The 25,712-nt window shown below is 48.0% G+C and carries 23 protein-coding genes; 13 read left to right on the plus strand and 10 right to left on the minus strand.

Annotated elements, in window-relative coordinates; translation table 11 throughout:
* Nucleotides 1-28: 28 nt before the first annotated feature.
* On the minus strand, nucleotides 29-1,837 hold the full coding sequence (locus MJO46_RS10250; RefSeq protein ID WP_253989220.1) for a PhnD/SsuA/transferrin family substrate-binding protein: 1,809 nt from the start codon (nucleotides 1,835-1,837) through the stop codon (nucleotides 29-31).
* Between the two features lie 219 nt (nucleotides 1,838-2,056).
* Here MJO46_RS10250 and MJO46_RS10255 point away from each other — a divergent pair, with 219 nt between their 5' ends.
* From MJO46_RS10255 to MJO46_RS10280, 6 genes are all read left to right on the plus strand, one after another.
* Complete coding sequence (locus tag MJO46_RS10255) at nucleotides 2,057-2,659, plus strand: response regulator transcription factor (protein WP_253989221.1); 603 nt, start codon at nucleotides 2,057-2,059, stop codon at nucleotides 2,657-2,659.
* A 388-nt stretch (nucleotides 2,660-3,047) separates the two neighbouring features.
* Nucleotides 3,048-3,329 (plus strand): hypothetical protein, encoded by a 282-nt coding sequence (locus MJO46_RS10260; RefSeq protein WP_253989222.1) that lies wholly within the window; start codon nucleotides 3,048-3,050, stop codon nucleotides 3,327-3,329.
* A gap of 191 nt (nucleotides 3,330-3,520) precedes the next feature.
* Complete coding sequence (locus tag MJO46_RS10265) at nucleotides 3,521-4,102, plus strand: type II secretion system protein (protein WP_253989223.1); 582 nt, start codon at nucleotides 3,521-3,523, stop codon at nucleotides 4,100-4,102.
* 151 nt (nucleotides 4,103-4,253) lie between these two features.
* Entirely contained in the window at nucleotides 4,254-4,778 is a 525-nt protein-coding gene (gene hslV, locus MJO46_RS10270) for an ATP-dependent protease subunit HslV (RefSeq protein WP_198782096.1), read from the plus strand.
* A gap of 18 nt (nucleotides 4,779-4,796) precedes the next feature.
* A complete protein-coding gene (gene hslU / locus MJO46_RS10275) occupies nucleotides 4,797-6,125 on the plus strand; it encodes an ATP-dependent protease ATPase subunit HslU (protein ID WP_253989224.1) in 1,329 nt (442 codons plus the stop codon).
* A gap of 228 nt (nucleotides 6,126-6,353) precedes the next feature.
* A complete protein-coding gene (locus tag MJO46_RS10280) occupies nucleotides 6,354-6,740 on the plus strand; it encodes a gamma-butyrobetaine hydroxylase-like domain-containing protein (protein ID WP_253989225.1) in 387 nt (128 codons plus the stop codon).
* Nucleotides 6,741-7,316: 576 nt separating this feature from the next.
* Here MJO46_RS10280 and MJO46_RS10285 read toward each other — a convergent pair.
* The 3 genes from MJO46_RS10285 to MJO46_RS10295 form a co-directional block, all read right to left on the minus strand.
* Nucleotides 7,317-7,856 (minus strand): DUF1629 domain-containing protein, encoded by a 540-nt coding sequence (locus MJO46_RS10285; RefSeq protein ID WP_253989226.1) that lies wholly within the window; start codon nucleotides 7,854-7,856, stop codon nucleotides 7,317-7,319.
* A 121-nt stretch (nucleotides 7,857-7,977) separates the two neighbouring features.
* Nucleotides 7,978-8,688: a single-stranded DNA-binding protein gene (ssb, locus tag MJO46_RS10290; RefSeq protein ID WP_253989227.1), complete on the minus strand. Its 711-nt coding sequence runs from the start codon at nucleotides 8,686-8,688 to the stop codon at nucleotides 7,978-7,980.
* A gap of 108 nt (nucleotides 8,689-8,796) precedes the next feature.
* Entirely contained in the window at nucleotides 8,797-10,164 is a 1,368-nt protein-coding gene (locus MJO46_RS10295; RefSeq protein WP_253989228.1) for an MFS transporter, read from the minus strand.
* Nucleotides 10,165-10,523: 359 nt separating this feature from the next.
* Between MJO46_RS10295 and uvrA the strand changes: the two genes are divergently transcribed.
* The 5 genes from uvrA (at nucleotide 10,524) to MJO46_RS10320 (ending at nucleotide 17,800) form a co-directional block, all read left to right on the plus strand.
* Nucleotides 10,524-13,394 carry an excinuclease ABC subunit UvrA gene (gene uvrA, locus MJO46_RS10300; RefSeq protein WP_253989229.1) on the plus strand — a complete coding sequence of 957 codons (2,871 nt, stop codon included), beginning with the start codon at nucleotides 10,524-10,526 and terminating at the stop codon, nucleotides 13,392-13,394.
* A gap of 69 nt (nucleotides 13,395-13,463) precedes the next feature.
* On the plus strand, nucleotides 13,464-14,522 hold the full coding sequence (locus tag MJO46_RS10305; RefSeq protein ID WP_253989230.1) for a M28 family peptidase: 1,059 nt from the start codon (nucleotides 13,464-13,466) through the stop codon (nucleotides 14,520-14,522).
* 191 nt (nucleotides 14,523-14,713) lie between these two features.
* The gene (locus MJO46_RS10310) at nucleotides 14,714-16,618 is read left to right on the plus strand and encodes a DEAD/DEAH box helicase (RefSeq protein WP_253989231.1); all 1,905 of its coding nucleotides are present in this window, start codon (nucleotides 14,714-14,716) and stop codon (nucleotides 16,616-16,618) included.
* 159 nt (nucleotides 16,619-16,777) lie between these two features.
* Nucleotides 16,778-17,146: a hypothetical protein gene (locus MJO46_RS10315; RefSeq protein ID WP_253989232.1), complete on the plus strand. Its 369-nt coding sequence runs from the start codon at nucleotides 16,778-16,780 to the stop codon at nucleotides 17,144-17,146.
* A 129-nt stretch (nucleotides 17,147-17,275) separates the two neighbouring features.
* Complete coding sequence (locus tag MJO46_RS10320) at nucleotides 17,276-17,800, plus strand: hypothetical protein (RefSeq protein WP_253989233.1); 525 nt, start codon at nucleotides 17,276-17,278, stop codon at nucleotides 17,798-17,800.
* Between the two features lie 56 nt (nucleotides 17,801-17,856).
* On the opposite strand, the gene MJO46_RS10325 is transcribed toward MJO46_RS10320, so the two are convergent.
* Nucleotides 17,857-18,465, minus strand: a complete 609-nt coding sequence (locus MJO46_RS10325; protein WP_253989234.1) for an HAD family hydrolase — start codon at nucleotides 18,463-18,465, stop codon at nucleotides 17,857-17,859.
* Between the two features lie 30 nt (nucleotides 18,466-18,495).
* Nucleotides 18,496-19,470 (minus strand): DMT family transporter, encoded by a 975-nt coding sequence (locus tag MJO46_RS10330; protein WP_253989235.1) that lies wholly within the window; start codon nucleotides 19,468-19,470, stop codon nucleotides 18,496-18,498.
* Nucleotides 19,471-19,740: 270 nt separating this feature from the next.
* Here MJO46_RS10330 and MJO46_RS10335 point away from each other — a divergent pair, with 270 nt between their 5' ends.
* Both MJO46_RS10335 and MJO46_RS10340 read left to right on the plus strand, forming a co-directional pair.
* Entirely contained in the window at nucleotides 19,741-20,562 is an 822-nt protein-coding gene (locus MJO46_RS10335) for a hydratase (protein ID WP_253989236.1), read from the plus strand.
* A gap of 178 nt (nucleotides 20,563-20,740) precedes the next feature.
* Nucleotides 20,741-21,850, plus strand: coding sequence for an energy transducer TonB (locus tag MJO46_RS10340; RefSeq protein WP_253989237.1), 1,110 nt, complete (start codon nucleotides 20,741-20,743; stop codon nucleotides 21,848-21,850).
* Nucleotides 21,851-21,857: 7 nt separating this feature from the next.
* Here the strand turns inward: MJO46_RS10340 and MJO46_RS10345 are convergent, their stop codons facing one another.
* From MJO46_RS10345 to MJO46_RS10360, 4 genes are all read right to left on the minus strand, one after another.
* On the minus strand, nucleotides 21,858-22,154 hold the full coding sequence (locus tag MJO46_RS10345) for a cysteine-rich CWC family protein (RefSeq protein ID WP_253989238.1): 297 nt from the start codon (nucleotides 22,152-22,154) through the stop codon (nucleotides 21,858-21,860).
* Nucleotides 22,155-22,183: 29 nt separating this feature from the next.
* The gene (locus MJO46_RS10350; RefSeq protein WP_253989239.1) at nucleotides 22,184-23,401 is read right to left on the minus strand and encodes a class I SAM-dependent methyltransferase; all 1,218 of its coding nucleotides are present in this window, start codon (nucleotides 23,399-23,401) and stop codon (nucleotides 22,184-22,186) included.
* A gap of 483 nt (nucleotides 23,402-23,884) precedes the next feature.
* Nucleotides 23,885-24,241 (minus strand): hypothetical protein, encoded by a 357-nt coding sequence (locus MJO46_RS10355; RefSeq protein WP_253989240.1) that lies wholly within the window; start codon nucleotides 24,239-24,241, stop codon nucleotides 23,885-23,887.
* A 437-nt stretch (nucleotides 24,242-24,678) separates the two neighbouring features.
* Nucleotides 24,679-25,626: an RDD family protein gene (locus tag MJO46_RS10360; protein ID WP_253989241.1), complete on the minus strand. Its 948-nt coding sequence runs from the start codon at nucleotides 25,624-25,626 to the stop codon at nucleotides 24,679-24,681.
* Nucleotides 25,627-25,712 lie beyond the last annotated feature (86 nt).

Genomic DNA, 25,712 nt, shown 5'->3' on the forward strand with positions numbered 1-25,712 from the left:
CATGGCATGCTCCTCCTAACATTTGGTGTTATTCCCGAGGTAATATGACAGTCACCACACAGCCCTGTTGCCACGGCAATAACATTTCGGTGGATTGCTGGCAGTTTTCGATTTGAATGCTGCCATGGTGGCGACTGACTACATCCTTACAAATCGCTAAGCCTAGGCCTAAACCCGCATCCTTGGTTGAGGCAAATGATGCCATTAGTTCACTCGCCTGCCCCTGTAGGCCTTCGCCATTATCAATCACCAATACTTTGATTTTATCCGCTAAATAATAGATATCGATCCGCAGTTGCCGCCCATTATTATCGCCACAGGTTTCGAGTGCATCTAAGCTATTTTTCACTAGATTAACCCACATTTGGCTTAAACCAACGCTATCGCCCATCAGTTCGAACGGCTCGCCCTGTACCCGCATACTCACTTGTACCTTGGCCCTATCTAACTCGCGCCGCAGCAGGGCTAAGGCTTCCTCCACAACTAAGGTCACATTAAGCGGCTCGGCCTTAGCTTGACGGCGCTTAAGTAAACCGCGAATGCGGTGCACGACCGCCCCCGCGCGAATCGACTGCGCATTAATTTTACCTAGTACATCATAGAGTTCGGGATTATCTTGCCCAAGTCTTTCCAGTTGGAGCATGGTGCCTTCGCTGTATTGGGTAATGGCCGCTATGGGTTGATTGAGCTCATGGGCAAGGCCAGCGCCAATTTCCCCTAGAATAGCCGCACTCTGTAGCCGCTCAAGCTGCAACGCCTTGTCTTTTAATTGCCGTTCAGTGCTAACTAAAAACTCGCTCTTTTGGCGAAATTTATATTCAAGCCAGAGATGATAGATAGTGGAAACGATAAAGATCAGCAGTAATACCCCGCCCCATTCTTTGTTTTTCTCCATCCATTTATAGACAGTTTGATAGAGTGGCGGCGATGCCCCTTGCAGTTGCAACTCCTTAAATAATTCAATCACCTTTAATTGGCTCACCGGCGCAGTCCAGCCTAAGGTATCGGCGGTAATGGCCGCCACATGGTCGGCGGGTAAATCGAATAAGGCACGGGTAATCGCCATCGTCAGCCGAGGGGAAACCGTATCCGCCGCTGCGAATGACCAATTAGGATAGAGTTGAGTGCTGACATCGCAATCACATCCTGGGGGCGTAATCGGATGGATAACCCGATAATCGGCCTGATTGACTAGGCCAGTTTCAATCATTTCCTCTAGGGTGCAAAACGGTGCTATCGCGGCATCGGCACTACCATCACGAACCTGATAAATAAGTGGTTCTAGCGGAAAACCTAAAAAACGCACTTGTCCAAAAAATTGTTCCGGTATAAACCCCATCTTATGTAATAGGCCCATGGCGGCTTGATACCCACCTAGCGCCTGAGGATCGCTAGCAACCACATTCTTTCCCCGCAGATCCTGCAGAGTTCGGATAGGGCTGTCGGCACGCACAATAATGGTCGCACCTATAGTGAAAGTGCTGCCCTGATGCTTACGGCTCTTCATCGTTGCGAGCCAAGACAATGGAAAGTTATTGCTTAAATGCAGATATTGTCCAGGGTTGGTCACGATAAACTGCAGCTCGTGATTCAGTAGCTGGCTGCTCATGCCATTAAAATCGACGGGGACCACTTCAAAATGGCTATTGGGCACTTGTTCAGTCAGATAATCCATCATAGGTTGCCAACGCTGTTTGGCCTGCAATACGCCATGATTGGCAAGCACGCCAACCCTAAAATGGTGCACCTGTGGCGGTTCATCGGCATAGGATAGATTGGCACCAAGAACACTTAAGAGCAGCAATCCCATCACTATCGCTTTACCGCAGAAACCCATTGTCATCGCCTCGATTGCTCAGTTTTATTATGCCCTTGCACTTAAGCGACTTTAGCTCGCAGATAAAAAACAAGCTGTGAAATGCCGCTAAACTCCGGTTTATACCCAAGGGAAATAGGCTAATTTAGTGATACATCTCCCAAGACCTAGGCTTAAAATTGAGCCCATGTTGCCCCCAGCTTAAGCTGATAGAGTGCTCTGCGGCCCATAAGGAAATCCATGTCTACCAACTTGCCACTGTATTTAGTCGATGACGATGACGCGATTTTAGACTCGCTGGGTTTTATGCTCGGGCAATTTGGCTACCCAGTGCAAACCTTTAGCAGTGGTCGCGATTTTTTGGCGCAATGCCCCTTAACCCAAGCGGGATGTGTGATTTTAGATAGCCGAATGCCGGAGATCAGCGGCCAAGAAGTGCAGCAAAAACTGCTAGAAACCCACAGTCCACTGGGGGTGATATTTTTAACTGGCCACGGGGATTTACCCATGGCGCTGAGCGCCTTCCGTAAAGGAGCCTGCGACTTTTTTCAAAAACCTGTGTCGGGTAAAGCACTGGTGCAGGCTATAGATAAAGCCCACAAAGAAAGCCAAGCAGCCTTCGAACAGCAAAACCTACAGCATAAATTTAATCAACTGACCGAGCGTGAACATCAGGTATTAGCCCATGTGCTCCAAGGTATGACCAACAAGCAAATCTCCGAGGCGATGTTTTTATCCCTGCGTACGATTGAAGTGCACCGCGCGAAAATCATGAAAAAACTCGAAGTGAATAATATGGCAGAGCTAGTGCAGCATTTAGGCAATCTGAGTTCTGTCTTATAACACTATGTCAGCTAAATATGGGCGGCGCCTTTGCCAACCATAATAATTTAATCACTAAACCCATTTTCCCTAGACCATTTATGATGCTGTAACGGCGCAACAGTCATCCTACCTGCGACAAGCTGTCGCAGTTTGTGTCTTTCGCTTTGCCCGCCTAAACATAAACTGCCACACTCACTTTAGGTTCTCTCCTTTATGCCGCAGGCATTAAAGATCCACTGCTTTTGAACCTTCCCCCGAGGGCGCCAGTTCCCTCGGGGATTTTTTATTGCTTTAGTGTTGCCCATCAGGCTAGCTCTTCAAAAACAAAGTACATTCCTATATGAAGCCACCCATAATGCTTTGTGGATGTCACTAGCAGAATGCAAACACAATCAAGGAAGAATTTATGTCTAAAATATTTATCACTATTTTTTTTAGTCTCTTTATTGTTAGCTCCCTGAGCGGATGCCTTACAAGCACTCTGGTAAGTGGTAAGTGCAATAAAACATATCCTGCTGGCGAGCAGGACTGTGATAAAACTGACGCAGCAGTTTATGTTGCTGCGGCTATGTTAGAAGGTATAGATAAGGGCCAAAGTTGTAATGATATGTCGGGCAAAGCTAAGCAAGATTGCCTTGCACAGCAACAGGCACTGAAAGAGTCATTAGAAAAACATACTCATAAATAGCATTCAGCGAGCGTTTCAAGAGGGATACGGCAAGCATGTAAACAAGATTAAGGCTGTAATTGATCTTTTGCAGTATGCCCTCACACTAGCAACACAACATATCATTAACAAAATCAAGCACTATCAATAGCTTAATGACCACTTCCTCAATTTAAGTTAAAATGCGGCTATCTTAGCAGCAGGTAACTAATATGAGCCGTCTACACACATCCAAGGGATTTACCTTAATCGAACTCGTGGTCGTTATCATCATCTTAGGAATACTTGCTGTGGTCGCGGCACCACGGTTTTTAAACCTGAGTCAAGATGCTCACGATGCCAGAGCCAAAGCCGCCTTCGCTGCTTTTACCTCTGGCGTAAAACTGTATCACAGTTGCTGGCTTGCGGGCGGTCACTCGGGCTACACCCAAGATCTCGCCTGTTATGGTGATGGCACTCTAGACTCAACCACCACTGGTTTCCCCTTAGGTAAAGACACTGACAATGGCGGCAATCAAGGCACCCAACTACAAGGCGCTTTCTGTGGTGAGCTTTGGCAGTCACTGTTAGATAATCAGGACTTTGTACTAGCAACCCACTTTGATTGGCAACAGACTCCCAAGGTAGACATAGTCTATTGGTATAGTGGAGGGGCTATAAGCGATCCAAACACCTACTGCTATTTCAACTATGTATCAGATGATCGCCGTTTAGACAGTGAGAATTGGGATCTTAAATATTATCCCATAGATGGTCGTACTGTTGTCGGTCGCTCCACCTTATCAGCGCCTTAACATACAGCACATCAATATTCGCCACAGGGCATAACATCCCCCACTCCCTGTGGCTTTTTCCGCAATAACTTGAATTCTTGCCATCTATCCCCATATCTACTCCATCATCCACCGAGTGATTTAACCCTCGGGCCAGAGAAGAGGATTCATTGTGACCACTATCGTATCAGTACGCCGTAATAATCAAGTTGTCATCGCCGGCGATGGCCAAGTCTCCCTAGGCAATACCGTGATGAAAGGTAACGCCAAGAAAGTGCGTCGCTTGTATCACAACAAAGTGTTGGCCGGTTTTGCAGGCGGCACCGCCGACGCTTTTACCCTATTCGAGCGTTTCGAGTCCAAACTCGAAATGCACCAAGGTCATTTACTGCGCTCGGCCGTCGAACTGGCTAAAGATTGGCGTACCGACCGAATACTACGCAAACTCGAAGCTATGCTGGTCGTGGCGGATGCAGAAGCATCACTTATCATCACTGGTAATGGCGATGTAGTGCAGCCAGAACACGACTTAGTCGCTATCGGCTCGGGTGGTAATTATGCCCAAGCGGCGGCGCTGGCGCTGTTACAAAATACCGAATTGTCGGCGCTGGAAATTGCCGAAAAGTCGCTGACTATTGCAGGCGATATCTGCGTATTTACCAATCAATTCAAGACAATTGAAGAACTCAATTACTAACAGGGCGCGAGAAATATTATGTCTGAAATGACCCCCCGTGAGATTGTCCACGAGCTAGATGCACATATCATTGGCCAGAAAAAGGCCAAACGCTCTGTCGCCGTCGCCCTGCGTAACCGCTGGCGCCGCATGCAATTGGATGCCGACTTCCGTCAAGAAGTCACCCCAAAAAATATTCTGATGATTGGCCCAACCGGCGTGGGTAAAACCGAAATCGCCCGCCGTTTAGCTAAGCTGGCTAACGCGCCATTTATCAAGGTTGAAGCGACCAAGTTCACCGAAGTCGGTTATGTGGGTAAAGAAGTCGAGCAAATCATCCGTGATTTAACTGACATCGCCATCAAGCTGACCCGCGAGCAACAAATGGGTAAGTGTCGCCAACGCGCCGAAGAACACGCCGAAGAACGTATTCTCGATGCCCTGTTGCCTAAGCCGAAAAACGACTGGGACAATACTGAAACCGACTCGAGTTCAAACACTCGTCAGATCTTCCGCAAAAAGCTACGTGAAGGCCAATTGGACGACAAAGAAATCGATATCGACGTGGCTCAGCCACAAATTGGTATTGAAATCATGTCGCCACCCGGCATGGAAGAGATGACCAACCAACTGCAAAGCCTGTTTAAAAATATGGGCCAAGCACCGGCAAAACGCCGCAAGATGAAGATCAAAGAAGCCTTTAAGCTGCTGATCGAAGAAGAAGCGGCTAAACTGGTGAATCAGGAAGATTTGAAAGAGCAAGCCATTGAATTGGTTGAGCAACACGGCATAGTGTTCCTCGATGAAATCGATAAAATCTGTAAACGTGGCGAAACTTCAGGCCCTGACGTATCCCGCGAAGGGGTGCAGCGCGACCTGCTGCCGCTGGTTGAAGGTTGCACAGTGACCACTAAACACGGCATGGTCAAAACCGACCATATTCTGTTTATTGCCTCGGGTGCATTCCAGATGTCTAAGCCATCGGATTTAATCCCTGAGTTGCAAGGCCGCCTGCCGATCCGCGTTGAGTTAGATGCACTCTCAGCCGATGATTTTAAACGTATTCTGACCGAACCACATGCCTCGCTCACCGAGCAATATGTGGCGCTAATGGGCACAGAAGGCGTTAAAGTCGAGTTTACCGAATCGGGCATTGAGAGCATCGCCAAGGCCGCATGGCAAGTCAACGAGCGCACCGAAAATATCGGTGCCCGTCGCCTGCACACTGTGATGGAAAGGCTAATGGAAGATATCTCCTACGAGGCATCGGAAAAATCAGGCTCCGCCTTTGTTATCGACGCCGACTATGTCAGCGCCCACTTAGATAACTTAGTCCAAGACGAAGACTTAAGCCGCTTTATCCTCTAAGCACGCAAAGCTCGTAAACGGTCAAAGTTCGTAATAGATCAAAGTTGATTGGGCTTAGCCCTTAAGCTGGTTTGGCATACTGTTGATGCCAAACCAGCCACCTAAGTGTAAAACTGTGATCAGGGCTAAGGCATACCCTTTGTATCCTTGGCCGCGAATGGCTACATTAACCAAGCGTTATTTTAGTGAGCCGTTATCTTATCCTTAGCATTTTTTGGTAGCCAACCTATGACCACTGCAAGCCCCAATGTCATCGACCTCAAATTAAAACGTAAATCGCGCATTTTAGAAATCAGCTTCGACAATGGTGAGCAGTATCAACTCAGCTGCGAGATGCTCAGAGTCTACTCGCCCTCCGCCGAAGTACATGGTCACGGCAATCCCAAACTGGTCACCCACAAGAAAAACGTCAATATCACCAGCATCGAACCCGTAGGCAATTACGCCGTAAAAATCGTCTTCGACGATGGCCACGATACCGGACTGTTCTCATGGAAAGTGCTCTACGACCTCGCCACCCATCAAGTGGATTTATGGGAAAAATACCTAGCACGCCTGCGCGCCGAAAAGGCCTCCCGCGAACCACTGATCGCGATGAATATTAAGTACAACTAATGCATTAAGGTTAGCTGGCGCTATTTCGAATTAACGTCGTGGGGCTTCACCCCCTGATTTTTAATAAAGAGTCGACCAAGGAGGACTACTCGTCCTATCAAAAACGTCCATGTTAAATAGCCAGCTCGATATCCATATCTCGCGCTCAAAGCGGCCGTAGGCCTTCGCCCTTGGATGCTCCAAGACTCCCTCAACGGAGTGCATTTAGCGTCCTTATGCTATCGCGTCAGACGCCCGTCCCTGATTCGACTGACACTATCTCGGCACCTGATAAGCAGGATGCCTGAATGTCGTGAAGTGCATGGTCAATGATGTTCCATACATCATTCTGACATTTCCCATTTCCCTATGGGTCTGATGCACGAGAACGACCATGCCTCGCTCACGCAACGAACACAAATACCCTGCGGCAACTCCGAGGGGAGGTATATTCTGTCACTTCGGCTTTGGCTGTTAATACCAATAGTCATCAGCATTGCAAAATTTAACAATGGGTGTCTCGAGAAAAATCTTTAAATTAAGCTAACTCATGTAAGCCCAGCAATTTGACTATTGCAGGGCTTTTTTATTGATTCCTTAACCCAGCGCAACACACTCCACGCCCCGTAACGACTGACACAAGTGATAGCGAGCTTGGTTCACTAGGATATAGCCCAACTTTTCCTGTAGAGAAAATATCGATGGTTCAATCACTTGACTGGCGTCAATCACTAAGGAATGGATCTCCAAAAAGCGGTGTTGTCCATAGGTGCGATAGCTTACCTGCGATCGAGTTAAATCCAAGCAGGCATAACGATTAAGCACTTGCATCCCATAAAACTGCCGATTGATATTCCCCTGTGCATCACAAATTTCGGCGGGAATAAATTGAACCGCTTGACCTATAACATCTAGAAATTGCTCAACAAATGCTGCGCTCACCAGCTCAGGTCCAAGGGTGGGTAAGATATCGTATTGCATTATTTCATCATCAAGGACATCCACTTCGTAGTAAAAGGTGGCAATGCCATTCGAGGGCTGAGTCAAAGCATCAGCATATGACTGCACATTTCGCTCACCATACAGAAAATACACATCCCGATGGTAAAAACTCTGCAACTTATAAAATCGTTCCATCTTTACGTCCTGTAAATCCCGCAAAATCAATTATGTTGCACTCATTTGCGAAGTGAGGCTAAAACAAAGCCCCGTAAACGGGGCTGTGTTTTTGAATCTCAAAATGATTCTAAAGTTACGGCTAGAACGGGATATCATCATCCCAGCCATCATCCAAATCTGGAGTAAAGTTTTGCTGTGGCTGTGGTGCTGGACGTTGTGCTGGAGCTGCTGGCGCTTGATAAGCGGGTGCAGCCTGTGGCTTAGGCGCATAACCACCCTGCTGTGGCTGAGCGTGTGGCTGTGCCTGTTGCTGACCATAGGTTTGTTGGGCAGGTGCTGGCGCAGCATATTGTTGCTGAGCTGGCGCTTGATAAGCAGGTGCGGCTTGAGGCGCTGGTGCATATTGATTGTGTGCTAGAGCCGCCTGTTGTGGTGCAGATTGGTAACCTGCGTTTTGTGGCATGCCGCCGCCCATTGGCGCGCCTTGTGCTTGGCCACCTTGACCACGGCTACCTAGCATTTGCATGCTACCGCTTTGATCGATAACCACTTCAGTGCTATAACGGTCTTGACCGCTTTGGTCTTTCCACTTACGGGTTTGCAATTTACCTTCGAGGTAAACCTGTGAACCTTTGCGTAAATATTCGCCGGTAATTTCAGCTAATTTACCGAACAGAACCACACGGTGCCATTCAGTACGCTCCTGCTGTTGACCCTGTTGGTCTTTCCACGATTCGCTAGTCGCCACTGTGATGTTTGCGACCGCGTTACCGTTTGGCATATAACGTACTTCTGGATCTTGTCCCAAATTGCCAACCAAAATTACCTTGTTAACACCACGACTGGCCATTGAAATCTCCTGCGATTCTTTAAATAATCTATTAATTCAGTATGTTGTTTATCTTTATCGCCATAGAGGAAAATCAGCTTCCCCAAAACCCACACGGCAGACCAGATATTATTGAGCAGAGCCTAACACAGCTCGTGCTTCTCTTAAATCGAAATGCTCGTCCACCTTAAGATAAGCGACTTTCTCGTCCAGCACGACGATGGCTTCAACAACGCCCATCAATTGCGATAGCTGAGTCGCCATATCCCGCGCTTGCGCCTTGTCTTTCACTTCGGCTTCTAAGGTGTAACTCTTTAACAGCACTGGGTTTTGCATGCCTAATGTCAGGAATAACCAAATAGACATTAAGATCACGGCAACAATAAATACCCCCACTGCGCCCACAAGCTGGAATGCGCCACCACCGAGCATACCACCACAAAAAGCCCCTAAAAACTGGCTGGTAGAATACACGCCCATAGCCGAGCCCTTTTCACCGACGGGACAAAATTTGGCAATCAAGCTGGGCAGTGAAGCTTCTAAATAGTTAAACCCTGTGAAGAACAGCACTATGGCAAAACTCAATACCCAGAGATTGCTCGCAAATACAGTCATCGCCAGCAATGACACTATCATGATCACTAAAGCAATTTGGAACATCGCCTTAGTATTTTTGCGCTTAACTCCGATGATGATTAACGGCACCATCAAAATAAATGCGCCCACAAAGGCGGGGAAATACAGCATCCAATGTTTTTCTTTCACTAGTCCCGCATCCACCAGATCCAGCGGCAGTGCCACAAATACCGCGGTGAGCACTAAATGCAGGATAAAAATCCCCGCATTGAGCCTAAATAATTGCGGCTCGAGGAACATACGTTTGAGCTTAGCGGGCGTCGCTAGAGTGTCTCCCTTCGGCGCCTGAGTGATGGGATTAGGCACTAAAAACTGGATCAACAGCATACCGACAATGGCAAATACCGCCGTTAACCAAAAAAGTCCTGTCAACCCAAGATGCTGCGCGACTATCGGCCCCATTAGCAAAGACAGGGCAAAAGATAACCCGATACACATGCCGATAATTGCCATCACCTTAGTGCGCTGTTCGTCGCGGGTTAAATCCGCGGCAAGCGCCAGCACAGCGGCGGCTATGGCTCCCATACCCTGCACGGCACGGCCAAAGACAACACCATAGATAGTCTCTGCGTTCGCAGCGATAACACTGCCAATAGCAAACAACACTAAGCCACCGAGAATAATCGGCTTACGACCATATTTGTCAGATAAAATCCCCATGGGGATTTGCAGCAAGGCTTGAGTCAGGCCGTAGGCGCCAATCGCAATCCCCACCCACAGGGGCGAAAAGCCTTCTAGGTGCTGACCATAAAGCGCAAAGACGGGCATGATCATAAACAAGCCCATCATGCGTAAACCAAATACACTGGCTAAAGAAAACGCGACTTTTGTCTCAGTACTCGAAAGTCCGTTGTTACCCATGTTTTTGCCCTGAATTAAAGTCTTTTAAGGTGCGCATGTTACCACACCCCAAAGGATTTGCTCAAAAGGAAATCGTGGCCTAAGCCACAGTGTTGACACTGGTTATTAATTTCTAAAAATCTGCGATCGTCGGCTATATATGTCGCGCCAAATATATCAAACCGAACTAAGCCCAAGGGCTCACATGCAAAAAGCCCATGTCGCAAAGTGCCAAGCCATTGGGATAAGCTTGCGCCAATTGAGGCGCACCGAGGAACACTTATCGGACTCGGGTTGAGATCACAGAATCAACTAAACTCAGCGGCGGAACTGTGCGATACTTGTGCTCATTTTTTTTAAGCATAAGACTTGAGCGATAGATGGATAAGATTGAAATACGCGGCGCACGCACCCACAATCTCAAAAATATCAACCTGACTATCCCAAGGGATAAACTGATTGTTATCACAGGGTTATCAGGTTCAGGCAAATCTTCCCTTGCATTTGATACTTTATACGCCGAAGGCCAGCGACGTTATGTCGAGTCCCTGTCAGCCTATGCTCGCCAATTTTTAAGTTTGATGGAAAAGCCCGATGTGGACCATATCGAAGGCTTAAGCCCCGCCATCTCCATCGAACAAAAATCCACCTCCCATAACCCACGCTCAACCGTGGGCACTATTACCGAAATCTACGACTACCTGCGCTTACTGTTTGCCCGCGTCGGCGAGCCACGTTGTCCCACCCACGGCCAACCGCTAGCGGCACAAACGGTTAGCCAGATGGTGGACAAAGTACTCGAAATGCCCCAAGACAGCCGTTTGATGCTATTGGCTCCGGTCGTCAATGGTCGTAAGGGTGAGCACGTTAAATTGCTCGAAGGTTTAGCCGCACAGGGCTATATCCGCGCTCGCATCGATGGGGAAGTGTGCGATTTAACCGATCCACCCACCTTAGATCTGCACGTAAAACACACGATTGAAGTTGTGGTCGATCGCTTTAAGGTGCGCGACGATATTGCCCAGCGACTCGCCGAATCCTTTGAAACCGCACTCGAGCTTTCCGGCGGGATTGCGGTCGTCGCCAGTATGGACGACGCCAACAATGGGGCTAAGCCGGAGGAACTGATCTTCTCCGCCAACTTTGCCTGCCCCCACTGTGGTTATTCGATGGCAGAGCTAGAACCACGGATTTTCTCCTTCAATAATCCCGCCGGTGCCTGCCCAACCTGTGATGGTTTAGGGGTGCAGCAATTTTTCGACCCGGAACGTGTCATTACCAACACTGAACTGTCACTGGCGGGCGGCGCGATTCGCGGCTGGGATAGACGTAACTTCTATTACTTCCAGATGTTAAGCTCCCTCGCCGAACACTATAAGTTCGACGTCGAAGTCCCCTACGAGCAACTGAGTGAAAAAGTCCGCAAAATCGTCCTCTACGGCTCGGGGAAAGACAGCATTGCCTTTAAATATATGAATGACCGCGGCGATGTGGTGGTGCGTAACCATCCCTTCGAGGGCATATTAAATAATATGGACCGGCGCTACCGCGAGACCGAAAGTAACTCGGTTCGGGATGAATTAGCCAAGTTTATCAATACCCAAGCCTGTCAAAGCTGTGGGGGTTCGCGTCTGCGAGAAGAAGCGCGTCATGTGTTTATTGGCGATCTTAATCTACCTAAATTGACCACTTGGTCGATTGGTGAAGCCCTAGACTATTTCGATAAGCTCGAATTTAGCGGCCAAAGGGCACAAATTGCCGAAAAAATCCTTAAGGAAGTGCGCGACCGTTTAGGGTTCTTGGTCAATGTCGGGCTCAATTATTTAAGCCTGTCACGCTCCGCCGAAACCCTTTCTGGCGGTGAGGCCCAGCGTATTCGCCTCGCCAGTCAAATTGGCGCGGGGCTCGTCGGAGTAATGTATGTGCTCGATGAGCCTTCCATTGGTCTACACCAAAGGGATAACGAACGTCTGCTGCAAACCCTGATCCACCTGCGGGATTTGGGCAACACTGTGATTGTAGTCGAGCACGATGAAGATGCAATCCGCATGGCGGACCATGTCATCGATATCGGCCCCGGCGCCGGTGTGCATGGCGGCGAAGTCATTTGTGACGGTCCGATTGAAAAAATTATCGCCTGTGAAGAATCGGTTACAGGGCAATATATTTCTGGTAAACGCAATATTCACATCGATATCCCCCGCACGCCCTTCGATGCTAGTCAAGTGATCGAACTCTTTGGCGCCCGCGGCAATAACCTACGCAATGTGGATTTAACCATTCCCATTGGCCTATTCACCTGCGTGACGGGCGTGTCAGGCTCGGGGAAATCGACGCTAATCAACGACACCTTCTTTAAAATCGCCCACAGGGAATTAAACGGCGCGACCATAGATGAGCCCTCCCCCTATGACCGTATTGTCGGTATGGATCAATGCGATAAAGTCGTCGATATCGACCAGAGCCCGATTGGCCGCACGCCACGCTCAAACCCGGCAACCTACACGGGCATATTCACCCCGATCCGTGAAATTTTTGCCGGCACCCAAGAATCGCGTACCCGCGGTTATCAGGTCGGTCGCTTCTCCTTTAACGTCAAAGGTGGCCGCTGCGAGGCGTGTCAGGGCGATGGCTTAATCAAGGTCGAAATGCACTTCCTCCCCGATGTGTATGTGCCCTGCGATGCCTGTAAGGGGAAACGCTATAACCGTGAAACCTTAGAAGTACGCTATAAAGGTAAAAATATCCACGAAGTGCTGCAAATGACGGTTGAAGACGCGCGGGAGTTTTTCGATGCAGTGCCTGCGATTGCCCGTAAATTGCAAACCCTGATGGATGTGGGTTTATCCTATGTGCGTTTAGGTCAAAGCGCGACCACACTGTCGGGCGGTGAGGCTCAAAGAGTCAAACTCGCCAAGGAGCTCTCCAAACGGGATACGGGTAAAACCTTGTATATCTTGGATGAACCGACAACGGGCTTACACTTTGCCGATATTCAACTGCTGCTCGACGTATTACATCGCCTGAAATCCCACGGCAATACTATAGTAGTGATTGAGCATAATCTGGATGTGATCAAAACGGCAGACTGGATTATCGACTTAGGCCCAGAGGGCGGCGGTGGCGGCGGGATGATTTTAGCCACAGGCACTCCCGAAGAAGTTGCCCAGCATCCAAGCTCCCACACGGCGCGCTTCCTAAAGCCGCTACTGGAGCGAGATGCCCAGCTTGCAAATGCAGCCAAGCAGTAGCTAGCAATACGTCCTGAGTGATCCGCAGGGATCCCTCAGGGCGTTAATTCAACATCGATAAGGATAAGGATGGATAAACTGGCACTAGCCTTCACATTCCTTTGCCTGCGGGCACCCACCTTGCGTGTTGAGCCTCGCCGACTCTGGGCGATAGGCTTGTTGACTGTTTTATTTGCTGGCCTAAATGGCTGCGCCACCCACCCCCCCGAATCCTGTTCGCGCCAAGATATTCACCTAAATTGGGCCAATCCTGTGGCATTGGAACAAACAGTAAGAGTGCTAAGCTCCGCTGAATTTGAAGGCCGCAAAACCCAAAGCCAAGGGGCCGCCAAAAGCCGCGACTATCTTAATCAGCAATTTAAACACCTAGGCCTCACTCCTTGGGGGGAACGCTTTGAAATTCCCTTCGAGTACCAAACGCTATTCACTCGGGAAACCGGGGCGAATATGGTAGCTATCGCCCCCACCCAGAGCCCCACCAATGAATGGCGTATTATCGTGGCCCACTATGATCATTTGGGGATAAGTGGCGGCAAGATTTACCACGGCGCCGATGATAATGCCTCTGGGGTCGCCGCTATGCTCGCCATCGCCCAATATTGGCAGGCGCAGTTAACGCAACAAGCAAAGGATGCAACTATCACCCTGCCCAATATCAATCTGATGTTTGTGGCAACCGATGCCGAGGAGCCAGGGCTCTATGGCAGCATAGCCCTAGTGGAACAGCTGAAAACACGTATGCCCGAGGCCAATATTCAATTGATGCTCAATTTGGATATGGTAAGCCACCCCGGACGCCCCTACGGCATTTACCTCGAGGGCAGTCGCAACTTCAATCAATTTCAAGCCTTTAAACCGCAACTGAATGCACACAATCGCCTGTGTATCAAACTCAGCCACCCAAGGCCTGTAGGCCGCAGTATCCAACATACAGATTGGCTAAGAGCCTCAGATCATTACCCCTTCCACAAGGCAAACATCCCTTGGTTGTATTTTGGGGTGCCGACCCATCCGCAATACCACACTCCCCAAGATACCGCCGACACAGTGGACTTTATGTTTCTCGCGGCGGTGACTGAATCAGCCTTTGAATTAATACGATTAAATGGCAACTTTTTGAAAAATTAGCCGAAGTGGCGCGTTTCTTGCTCAGTTTTTGTAAAAAAACCACCTAAAATAGGGCATTTATCTTCACATCGATTGGTAAAGCGGCTTATATGCTGCTATAATCCGTCGTTCGCGGGAAATCGACACGGGGTTGATTTTCTGTCTGTGAAACTTAAGCGCCAATCCGCGCGCATCCACAAGGCTACAACTCAATGTCATCCGATGAAAGAACTTTCCGTGAACTCGGCCTATCCGAGAATTTGTTGCGTGCTCTTGACGAGCTAGGTTATGAAAAACCAACGCCAATCCAATCAGCCAGTATCGATCCACTTATGGCTGGCAAAGATATTTTAGGTCAAGCGCAAACAGGTACAGGTAAAACTGGCGCCTTCGCGCTGCCGCTGCTAAACAAAGTCACCAGCCAAACAACTCCGCAAATTTTAGTATTAGCGCCAACGCGTGAACTAGCGGTTCAGGTTGCTGAAGCATTCAGTAGCTATGCCAAATTTATGAAGAATTTCCACGTACTGCCCATTTATGGCGGTCAAAGCATGCAACAACAGTTGAATGCCCTGAAACGTGGTCCACAGGTTATCGTAGGTACGCCAGGTCGTGTTATGGACCATATGCGTCGCGGCACCTTGAAACTCGACTCATTAAAAGCACTCGTGCTCGATGAAGCCGATGAAATGTTAAAAATGGGCTTCATCGATGATATCGAATGGATCCTTGAGCACACGCCAAGCGAGCGCCAACTGGCGTTATTCTCTGCCACTATGCCAGAGCAAATTAAGCGCGTTGCAAACCAGCATTTACGTAGCCCAGTGCATGTGCGTATTGAGTCTAGCCAAACGACGGTTGAGTCAATTGAGCAGCGTTTCGTACAAGTATCACAACACAATAAACTAGAAGCCCTAGTTCGCGTGTTAGAAGTTGAAAATACTGAAGGTATTATCATCTTCGTACGTACTCGTAACTCATGTGTTGAGTTAGCCGAGAAACTCGAAGCCCGCGGTTATGCATCATCACCACTGCACGGTGATATGAACCAGCAGGCCCGTGAGCGCGCGGTTGAGCAACTTAAACGTGGCAAGTTAGACATTCTGATCGCAACTGATGTTGCGGCCCGTGGTCTTGACGTTGAGCGTATTGGCCACGTCGTTAACTACGATATTCCGTATGATGCCGAAGCCTATGTACACCGTATTGGCCGTACAGGCCGCGCCGGTCGTACTGGTATGGCGATTCTGTTTGTGACTAGCCGTGAAATGCGCATGCTGCGCACGATCGAGCGCTCAACCAACAGCCGCATTTCACCAATGAAGATCCCAAGCCCAGAGACAGTTGCAGAACGTCGTCTGTCACGCTTAGGTGAACAATTGGCTGAAACCATCAACGGCGATTTAGATTTTATGAAAGAAGCTGTTGCGCAATTATGCCAACAGTTAGAAGTCGATACCGATCTTCTGGCCGCAGCATTACTGCAGCAAGTTCAGCAAGAGCGTCCACTGCAATTGCCAGCGATTCAAGAACGTGTTCGTGATGAACGCAGTGAGCGCACTGAACGTAGCGACCGTGGAAGTGAACGTGGCGAACGTGGCGGTGAGCGTGGTGAACGCAGAAGTCGCGAACCGCGTCCAATGCCAGCAAGCTTAGGCTCTGCAGAAGCGTTAAAAGACAACCCAGACTTAAAAATGTGCCGTTATGTTATCGACGTAGGTCGTGAAAATGGTGTGGGTGTAGGTAATATCGTTGGTGCTATCGCGAACGAAGCCAACATCGACAGCCGTTACATTGGCGCGATCCAACTTTATGACTCAGTGACCACTGTTGACCTGCCAGACGGCATGCCAAAAGACGTGTTGCAGCACCTGAAGAAAGTTCGTGTTTGTGGTAAGCCATTGAATATCCGCGAAGCTGGCGATCAAGTGTTTGTTGACTCAGGCCGTGGTGCTCGCTCAGAGCGTCCATCGGGTGACCGCAAGCCACGTGGCGACCGCCCTGCTGGTGATCGTAAGCCTCGCGCTGCCTCTGGTGACAAGCCATTTGCCGATCGCAAACCTCGTGCAGACAAACCTGCCGGTGAGCGTAAGCCACGTAAACCACGTGAAGAGTAATCTGACGATCTTCTAGCTTAGCTAGACACTAAAAAAGGAGCCTAGGCTCCTTTTTTGTTGGCTCAAATTTGCCTTTGTTGACCTCAGTTTGTTTGCCTTTACTCAGGATAAGGCTTAGTGTCTAATCCCCTGACGGTTTAACCCATTAAACACAATACAATGAAAAAAGCCTTCACCGCCGGACTGTTATCCGCCTTTATCGCCCCCGGCAGCGGCCATTTTTACCTCAAATATAAACGCACGGCGCTGGTCTTTTTTGCCTTAGCGGTCGTCAGTCTTGTGCTATTGCTATCGCAAATCTATCAAGTGGCGCAAGTGATCGCCTTAGATATTCAAAACGGCATATTACCCCTAGATATCGGCGTAATTTCTGCCGAAATCACCCAACAAACCCAAACCACAATTGCCAATGCCAATGAGCTGCTCTATGGCTTTTTACTCTGCTGGTTAGTGGCCCTATTAGACAGCGTACGCTTAGGACTAAAACAAGATAAGCAAGATAAACTGGATACACAAAGCAACCACTAAATATCTTCTGACTCTTAGCGAGGCCGTAGCGATAAAAGCGACTTTGATATTGACCGAACATTTTTAATCAATTGAAATATTGGATATTAGCTTTTAACGGCTGCGGTAATAACACCATAAACAGTCAAGATGAGTGATAATATGTTAACTGAGCAACAGCACAATTTTATCCTGAGCGAAGTATCGCAACCCGTGATTACCATTGCCCGCGAGGTTAATTTTGCCAAGCGCTATGCCTCCATGTTAGCGCGCTTTCCTAAACTCCCTGGCGATTTTAATCCTAAGGTGCCGACGGAGCGTCAACAAGCATTGGTTGCCCAGTTCCCTTACCCGATCCGTTTCTATACAAGCGAGGGGGGATATTACATGCTAAATGCGAAAAAGTTCGCCTACCCTCATATGCGGCTGATGATGGAGATGCGGCAGTGGGTTACCTTCCGTTTTAACCTATGGCGTGAAGATAAGCGAATCGGTGGTGGCTCCTATCAACAGATTGCCGTGGCGGAGCGGTTAGCACGAGGTGAAGAGATTGACTGGGATAACGACTGGCGTACACAACACCAGCCATGGTGCTATAACGAAGATCAATTACAGACGGTGCTAACAGAAAGTTTTGCACTATTTGATGACCTTTGTAAGCAATTACCTAAATAGTCACTTGAATTAATTGAGATATAGGCGGCCAAACAGGTTAACCGCCAAGGCATAAATTATTTAGGCCATGCTTGAATCAGGCTGTGGTAGCAAGTGACTAGCATATCGGCGCCCTTGGCATAATCGGGAATGATTTCAGGACAATAGAGTGCGCAGCGGCTACCCGCATTACGCGCGGTTTGCAGATCGAATAGATAATCCCCCACATACAGGATATCCGCTGGACTCAACTGCCATTGCTGGCAAATAAGGTGAATACCTTCGGGATGCGGCTTAGGTTCGGCATCGTAACGTGTCAGCACCAGTTCGATATCTATGCCGAGCTTATCGATAGTGATCTTTGCCGCCTCCGGCATATTGCGGGTCAAAATCGCCAAGGGTAGTGACTTAGCCCGTAGGCATTCGACAAGCTCCCTCGCGCCATCGATCCAACGGGCATTAAGCGAGCTTTGTATCTCATATTCATGGACGGTATCTAATGCCTGAGCCTGTGCTTCACCCGCACAGAGGCTATCGACATGGGCCAAGATATCCGTGCCAGAGCTAATCCCTAACTCACGCCGCAGCCCTGCAAAATCAGGATTGGAATGTGCAAGCGTGCCGTCGAGATCGAAGATCACGCCACGAATATCGCTCAGTTTGATATTGGTTAATCGAGTGATCACTGACCATTCCCATAGGTAAAAATAGCGGTTTTAGATAGCCTGTAAGCGCTTCGCCTGACGATTACGGTACATAGGCAGCAATTGCACCACCATCACAGACACAATAATCACGCCAATCCCCAGCAGAGATAATCCATCTAATTCATCGGCATGGAACACTTCAGGCCACCAGCCAAGGCTTACTACCAGTGCGGTGGCACTAAAACTAAATACCGGCGTTAACGCTAACATGGCACTCACCTGCGCCGTAGGCCAATACTTCATCGATTGGCCAAAACAGCCATAGGCAATTAAGGTATTGGCGGCACAAAACAGCGCCACCTGCCAGTCAAAGCTATCCATTTGCGCAAACTGGCTAAAATCACTAAAGGGCGCCATCGCAAAAATACCTAAGGCATAGATAACCAAAAGTACGTTGGCGGGGGACAAACGGTTCAACAGTGACTTTTGCAACAGCGCATAAGTGGTCCATGACAGGGCCGAGAACTGAATAATCATCACCCCAATCCAAACTTGATGATTGCTAGCAGCCGAAAAGTCCAAATAAGGATGGAAGAACATCAACATACCTAAGGCCAAAGTCGCAAAACAACTGAGCTGCACCGCATTAAGCCGTTCCTTAAAAAACAGCACGCCACCAAAGGCGAGGAAAAAAGGCGAGGTTTGGAAGTTAAGCTGGGCGGCACCAGGGGCAAGATAATCGAGGGAATATACGAATGACACATAATTAAGCATCAAAAATAACCCTGCAAGACAAAGCCTTAGCCAAACCTTGGCATCGAGCGCCGCAAATTGTTTAAGGCTGCCCGCACTCCATTGGATCAGTATGCTGACCACTAGCGCGACCAGAAAACGAAACCAAGTTAGCGTCACGGGATCGATAAACGCGCCCGACAGCTTAAGCGCTATGGGCAACATCCCCCAAAATAACACGGCAACAGAAATAAATAGCAGACCAAGTTGAGCATGGTTATTTGCCAAGTGGCCGTTATGGCTCTGGTTCACGGATAAGTCCCAGTAATACTGCAGAAAGGATCGCCATTCTGGCACTGAGTAAGGCCAAGATCTAGCCTAGGCGGTGATTAAAGCCTTTGATAGATTGGATACTTTAACTGACACCTAATAACCACTCACTCGGCATAGGCGCAGCGCAGATATGCCTACAACTCAGTTTTATAGCGCCAGTTTTATAAAGCCATTTTTAAGACAAAACGGTATATTTAGCCTACTTCGCCCCTAAGGCCATTTTGAGTCGCCATTTTTGTAGGATAAACCATGCCTCACTCAATGAATCTTGAACAAGATCAATCTATTATTAATGCTGCTGCCAAAGCGTTAGCCGAAAGACGTGCCTCGGGCGCAGCGGGAGATTTACTGGATGAAACATTAAGACCCAAGTGCTTTGAGCAGGCATTTGCTATCCAACAAGCTGTGGCTGAAATATTTAAGACGACCCATAACAACCCGATTGCGGGGTGGAAGTGCCTGCTCCCCACGGCAGAAAAAACCGTGGTAGCACCTATCTATCAACACGATGTGCATATCGAAACCGCCGAGTGCCCGCTTTATCCTTCAAGCAAAGGGCTTGCCCGTGTCGAGCCAGAGCTCGCCTTTGAAATTGGCAACGATTTACCACCACGAGCCACGCCCTATTCAGAGGCAGAAATCGACGCCGCCCTAGGTAAAACCCGCCTCGCCTTAGAACTTATCAAAAGCCGTTATCAAAACCCAAGCGAAGCCAACCACTTCGATGCCCTCGCCGATGGTTTAGTGAATCAAGGGCTCTGGTTAGGGCCAGTGCTTAATCCGCAGGAAGATTTAGAGACGAGCCGTTTTGAACTCAGCGTTGATATTGCCAATGGCGAGCACCAGCAAAGCGACACACTACAAAAATCCGCTATTCATCCCAACGGTTTCCCCAAAGCTGGGCTCTACTGGTTAGTTAACTTTTTATCCGCCCAAGGCATTGGCCTAACGCAAGGTCAATATGTGATCACAGGCTCCTATGCGGGGGTGCTCGACCTGCCATTGGCACAAAATTGCCATTTTGAATACGGCGCACTAGGGCAGTTTGACGTGACTTTTATTGCCAAATAATCCGGTCATTAAGCGATAAAAACCAACAAAGTAAGCGACCCAGTTACGGCTGGGCTCACTTGTTTTTCACTCTAAGTGCTCAGCATCCCTTTTGCATCATTAACAAAAGTCCAGCAAACTTGTCTCATAACTGACATCTATGTATCATCTAAGCTCGTTAATAATAAGGATATATAGAATGTCACACGGAAAAATGCTGCCCATCGCCTGTCTTTTTGTCCTCACCTTAGGCTCTTCTCTTAATGTGCACGCCTCAGAAAATAGCTTTGCCAAAGCCTATAGCGACTATCAAGCCGCCGTAGAAAAAGGCGATGCAGCAAATATTGAAGCGAGCGCAAAAGCCGCGTATCAACTCGGCGAAGCTCAATATGCCAAAGACAGTATCGACCTAGCAAATCTCGCCATAAACTGGGCCGCGGCGATAGAAAAGCAAGTTGCACCCTACCCATTTAGAGAAAAAAACCTAGCACAAACTGCCAAAGCGAATGAGCTATATCAACTCGCATTAGCAAACTATAACGTCCATTACGGAAAAGAGGCACTGGAGCTTATCGATCCCTTACTAGGATCTGCTATAACCGAGAGCAAAGCTAAGGTTGCAAAAGATTACCTGCAAGCAGCAATTGATATCGCAGAAAAATCCGATAAAAAGAAACTAATCGCCGATGTAAAAATGGCCGCCTTTAATCGCTTATCTAATACAGAGCTATACACTCGAAGTGTAAGAAATTATGCCTTTGATGCCTATGACATTTATAAAGAGATTTTGCCAGAAAACGCCATAGACAGAGTCAAGGCAACCTATATTGTGGGCGCCGTTGAATTTGCTGAAAAACATGATAAAAAAGCCGAACCTTTACTACAAGAAGTAGTGAAGCAGTTCGAAGTACTTAATTACAGTCACCCCTATGCCTTGAGTGCCCACGCTTATTTAGTGGAACTCTATGAGCGTCAAGGAAAGCGTGACGAGTCCACCGCCCACTGTATTGCTATCGGCAAAATGCGCCCATGGACCGACGAACAAGAGCAACAACCGATTTTCCGTATCGTACCAAACTACCCAATGTCCTACGTACAACAACGTAAAAGTGGCTGGGTTCAGCTTAAATTTACCGTCGATGAACATGGTTTTGTGAAAAATCCTGAAATTATTGCCTCTAAGGGCGGCGCTTTATTTGAAAAAGAAAGTATTAAAACCTTAGATAAATGGCGTTACGCACCTAAGTTTGAAAATGGTAAAGCTGTTGAGGCGCAAACCACAGTGCAACTGGATTACACCATAAACTAATAGCCCGCTATTTCGCCTCATAACCTAGCCCATCGCTTACACTCGATGGGCTTTTTTCATCCTGCGTAGTAAGCTGGTCCTGACTTAAACTCTGCTTGAGTTGGCTTAAGCAGGCTTGGCAAATACACGCGTCGCTAGACGGTACAATGGCGCAGCTCGCCCCTTGTTGCGAACCTGACGCTTGTGCTTGCAAGGTCGCCAAAGGCGGAAATGTTTGCTGCGCGCACCAACAATCCTCAATACCCTTACCAACAATCACCGCACATTGATTCGCGCCTTGGCATAGGGGGCAAATTTGCTCCATCAAACCTTGCCTCGTACAGTTAATCGCACTTAAGTGCGATGGGGAATGAAGATAACTTCTTTTTGTAGCAAGCTGTCGATTAACGCATAGGCATGCTCCCTGCTGGCGCCATGCTGCTCCAACACATTAAGCATATCGGCCCCACTAAAATGGCTACTTTGCTCACTAAGCAGTAGAAGTACAGCGCCTAGAATAGGATCCGTTTCCATAACGGCTTCACGCCCCCTCACCTTATAGGTGACAGACTCGATACGCTGGGCGTTGTTTAAATTCCGTTTGGTGACCTGAAATGAAACCTCAGGATTGACCGCAAATTCACTCGCCTCAATCGCGGCAGCGGCTATGGGAGCGCGCGGCTGATTGGTATTGTTACAGAGAATAAATTCGAGTTTAGGTATTTCAAATAGACGTTCTATTATCTGGTATTGCTCAAACTCACTTAATGCTTTGAGCCTAGCCCTTAATTCAGGATTTTTAATGCGCTTATCTACAGACCAGACATCGGGCTCGACCCAGCGGACAAACTTCATGCCTGCGTTTTCAATAAACTGCCATAAACCAGCCACATCGAAACTGGTCTCTTTGACATTTAAGCAAGTATCGACAAACTCGACGTCTCGGTTTAGGTGAGTGGATGACCAGTAATTATTCTTAAAGAGACTGTCTTCTGCGGCCTCGGCCAGTAACCGCCCCGGCGCTATTCGCTCAGAAATCTGTGTCTGTCTGGGACTTAAAATATCGATGCAATCAATCAATCGATAGAGTGCCTGTCTGCCATAGGTGCCATAGAGCATGATTGACATAACCCCATGGGGGGCCAATATCCCAGCCAAGTTATTGAGCCCCCGCTGTGGATCCGCCGTGTGGTGCAACACCCCCGCAGAATGAATTACATCGAAACCACCCTCAGGCACAGGGATATCCGTAAGATTCATTAAATCAGCCTGACGAAACGTGAGATTGTTCAGCCCCCTCTGCTCGGCATTGAGGCTCGCCTCTTTCAGGCCCACTGTATTGATATCAATAGCAGTAAAGGTCACTTCGGGTTGCAAGGTTGCGGCGGCCAATACCGCAGGCCCCCGACCACAACCGGCTTCAAGAACATGATATGGCCGACTATGACTAGGGCCTTGCTCGACATAACTGAGCAGCAGGCGAATATCGAATCCCGCCGTCATATTGGGTAACCCCGATGGATAAGGGTATTGCTCATACATCTGCTGCACACTTTGAGTCACAGGATCCATTCGGCCTCTCCTTCTATTTGGCATACTCTGTAGTCTACGCTTACCCTTGGATTGGATTTAAGCTTAGATGCGACATTCATTTCTAGGGTTAAAAGCTGCTACCCAGTTACTAACCTAGGTTTGCATACTACTAGCTAACATTCTGCTTGGTGGCTACAAGATAACGGTTAGACCTGCACCTGTCTATCAAACATAATATTAACAATTATAAAAGCTTACAGTAGATACCGCCCAACCTATTTGGATACACTTCTTTTGAAACCAAAATCGGCCAGTCATTAGGAAATTCACGAGAGCGGAACTTCACGAGCCACCATTGCTGGCTGTTAGCTGTTATCTTTGAACCTACAATTTGCGCTAATGCTCGAAAGGTAAGCCATGGTGCTTTACCATAGACCTCGACATCATAGTCATCGCTGTCATTATGGTATTTATCCAATTTAACAATGGATGTCTCAATAAAGTTATGGATGGCGCAGACTGTTAGGTGTGTGCACGAATCAGCGCCTCTAGCTCTTGTACATGCCGTGACCTAGCTATGCCTTCGCCGCCTGCTGTAGCACAAGATGCGCACCACTCTGCACGGCTGAGAGCGAACTGAAGCATTGCCTTACCAACCTCTGGAACTGCTTGGTCTACGAAGTACTGCAAAGCGACAGCTGCATAATCACGATCTAGAGGCCAACCTAAATTATTGGCCTCTAGTTCAAGCTCATCGAGCAGAGCTTGTGTATTCTCAATAGTACTAGACAAGGCTATTTGAGCCACGAGACGGTCAACAGTCTCTGTGCTGCTACCTTGTTTACTCAAGGCTTCCTGGTAATATCGGAGCTCATCCATTTTTTAACTCCTAACGTTTAGTTAAGCTGCGGGCTTTAGCCCACCCCAGAAGAAATTTATGCCTGCCCGATCTTTCTTCTATGCAAGTACTTGATCTCGTTGATTCCCGAGTATACCTGTCACTAAATTTAACTATGGATGTTTCAATAAAGTTCAATTGGTTGTATTCATCAAGTTATCTAACGTAAATGATATTTTGGTGTATTCATTTGGCTCAGTAAGCCGCATTCCTGCGTTATAGCAAGTGTGTTACAGATGCATACATGATGAGCTCGGCTTGTTTTTAATCCGAAGGTTGAATAGATAAAGTATTTATTTAGAGGAATGCTTTAACGCCGCCAGCAAATGCCGGAGTGAATCGGCTGCTTTTTTTCGTCTTTTTGCAAAAAAGAAGACGGTTTACGGAGGTCAGATTGACTGGCCTTGTTAGATTACGCCTACTCCACACTTTGAAGCTCCAGAGGGTTGAAATTATACGCATGGTTAGACCAACTGGAGGCGATACCTATGTCATAACCATACGTTAGGTTAATGAGAATTGTATCTTTTTGCAGAGCTTCAGGGTAATTAGCGACAACGATAATTGCCAGCCGACGGGCCAGCTCAGCATCACTAACATTGTTTGTTTTTAGAAATACCTGGCTGCTTACATATGTCGTTGTTTTTGTTACTTCATTGGTTGAACTGAAAGCTGATGAGCCAGTGGATATGGTTGCGTAAGCAACATCTTGATCATTTGATAGTGCAGATTGAACGGACAGCATATCCTTAAATGGCCCACTCTGAGCTAGCTGAGTTGTGAAAGCCGGAACTACGGCAGCAGCCAGAAATAGTAATACAACTATTATAAGATGAAGATTCCACACCTTTCCTGTTTCTTGCTTTTCTACATTCGCATTAACGACAAAGGTGCCAACCACTAGATCATGCAGTGACTGACGAGTAACTCTATTGAATATGTATAAGTATAAGATTGAGAAAAGACCACCAAATATTATCAATGAAAGTGGATACATAAGAAAGGAAAGCATCACCTCATTAGAAAGTTGCGCCCCATTTAGAAAGAACGGAATTGCCAGAATGAAGTAACGGAGTATTGATTTCCCAAGGTTTACTGGAGAGTTATTAGAATCAACTACTCTGATCTTTAAGGCCTTCTTACCTATCGTTTGACCTCCGACGATAGAGCTGTTCATGACACCAAAGTAAATGAGAGCTATTGAGAAGCCAACCAGACGCCCCCATCCTCCAATTTGGACAAACAGGCTTTCAAGAACTAAGCCGAGCGCTAAGCCGACCACTCCGAGTATTAATGTGTCTATGAATAGGGCACCTATTCTTCTCCAGAAACCGGAAATCCATTTCAGTTCTAGTTCTTCAGTCATTCTTATTCCTTGCTGGATGTTTAAAGTAATCTAACGCCCCGCTAAACGGCGAGCGTCAGCGAGTCCGGTGGAGGCCACGCTTTTTG

Source organism: Shewanella sp. KJ2020 (assembly GCF_024197625.1).
GTDB lineage: Bacteria > Pseudomonadota > Gammaproteobacteria > Enterobacterales > Shewanellaceae > Shewanella.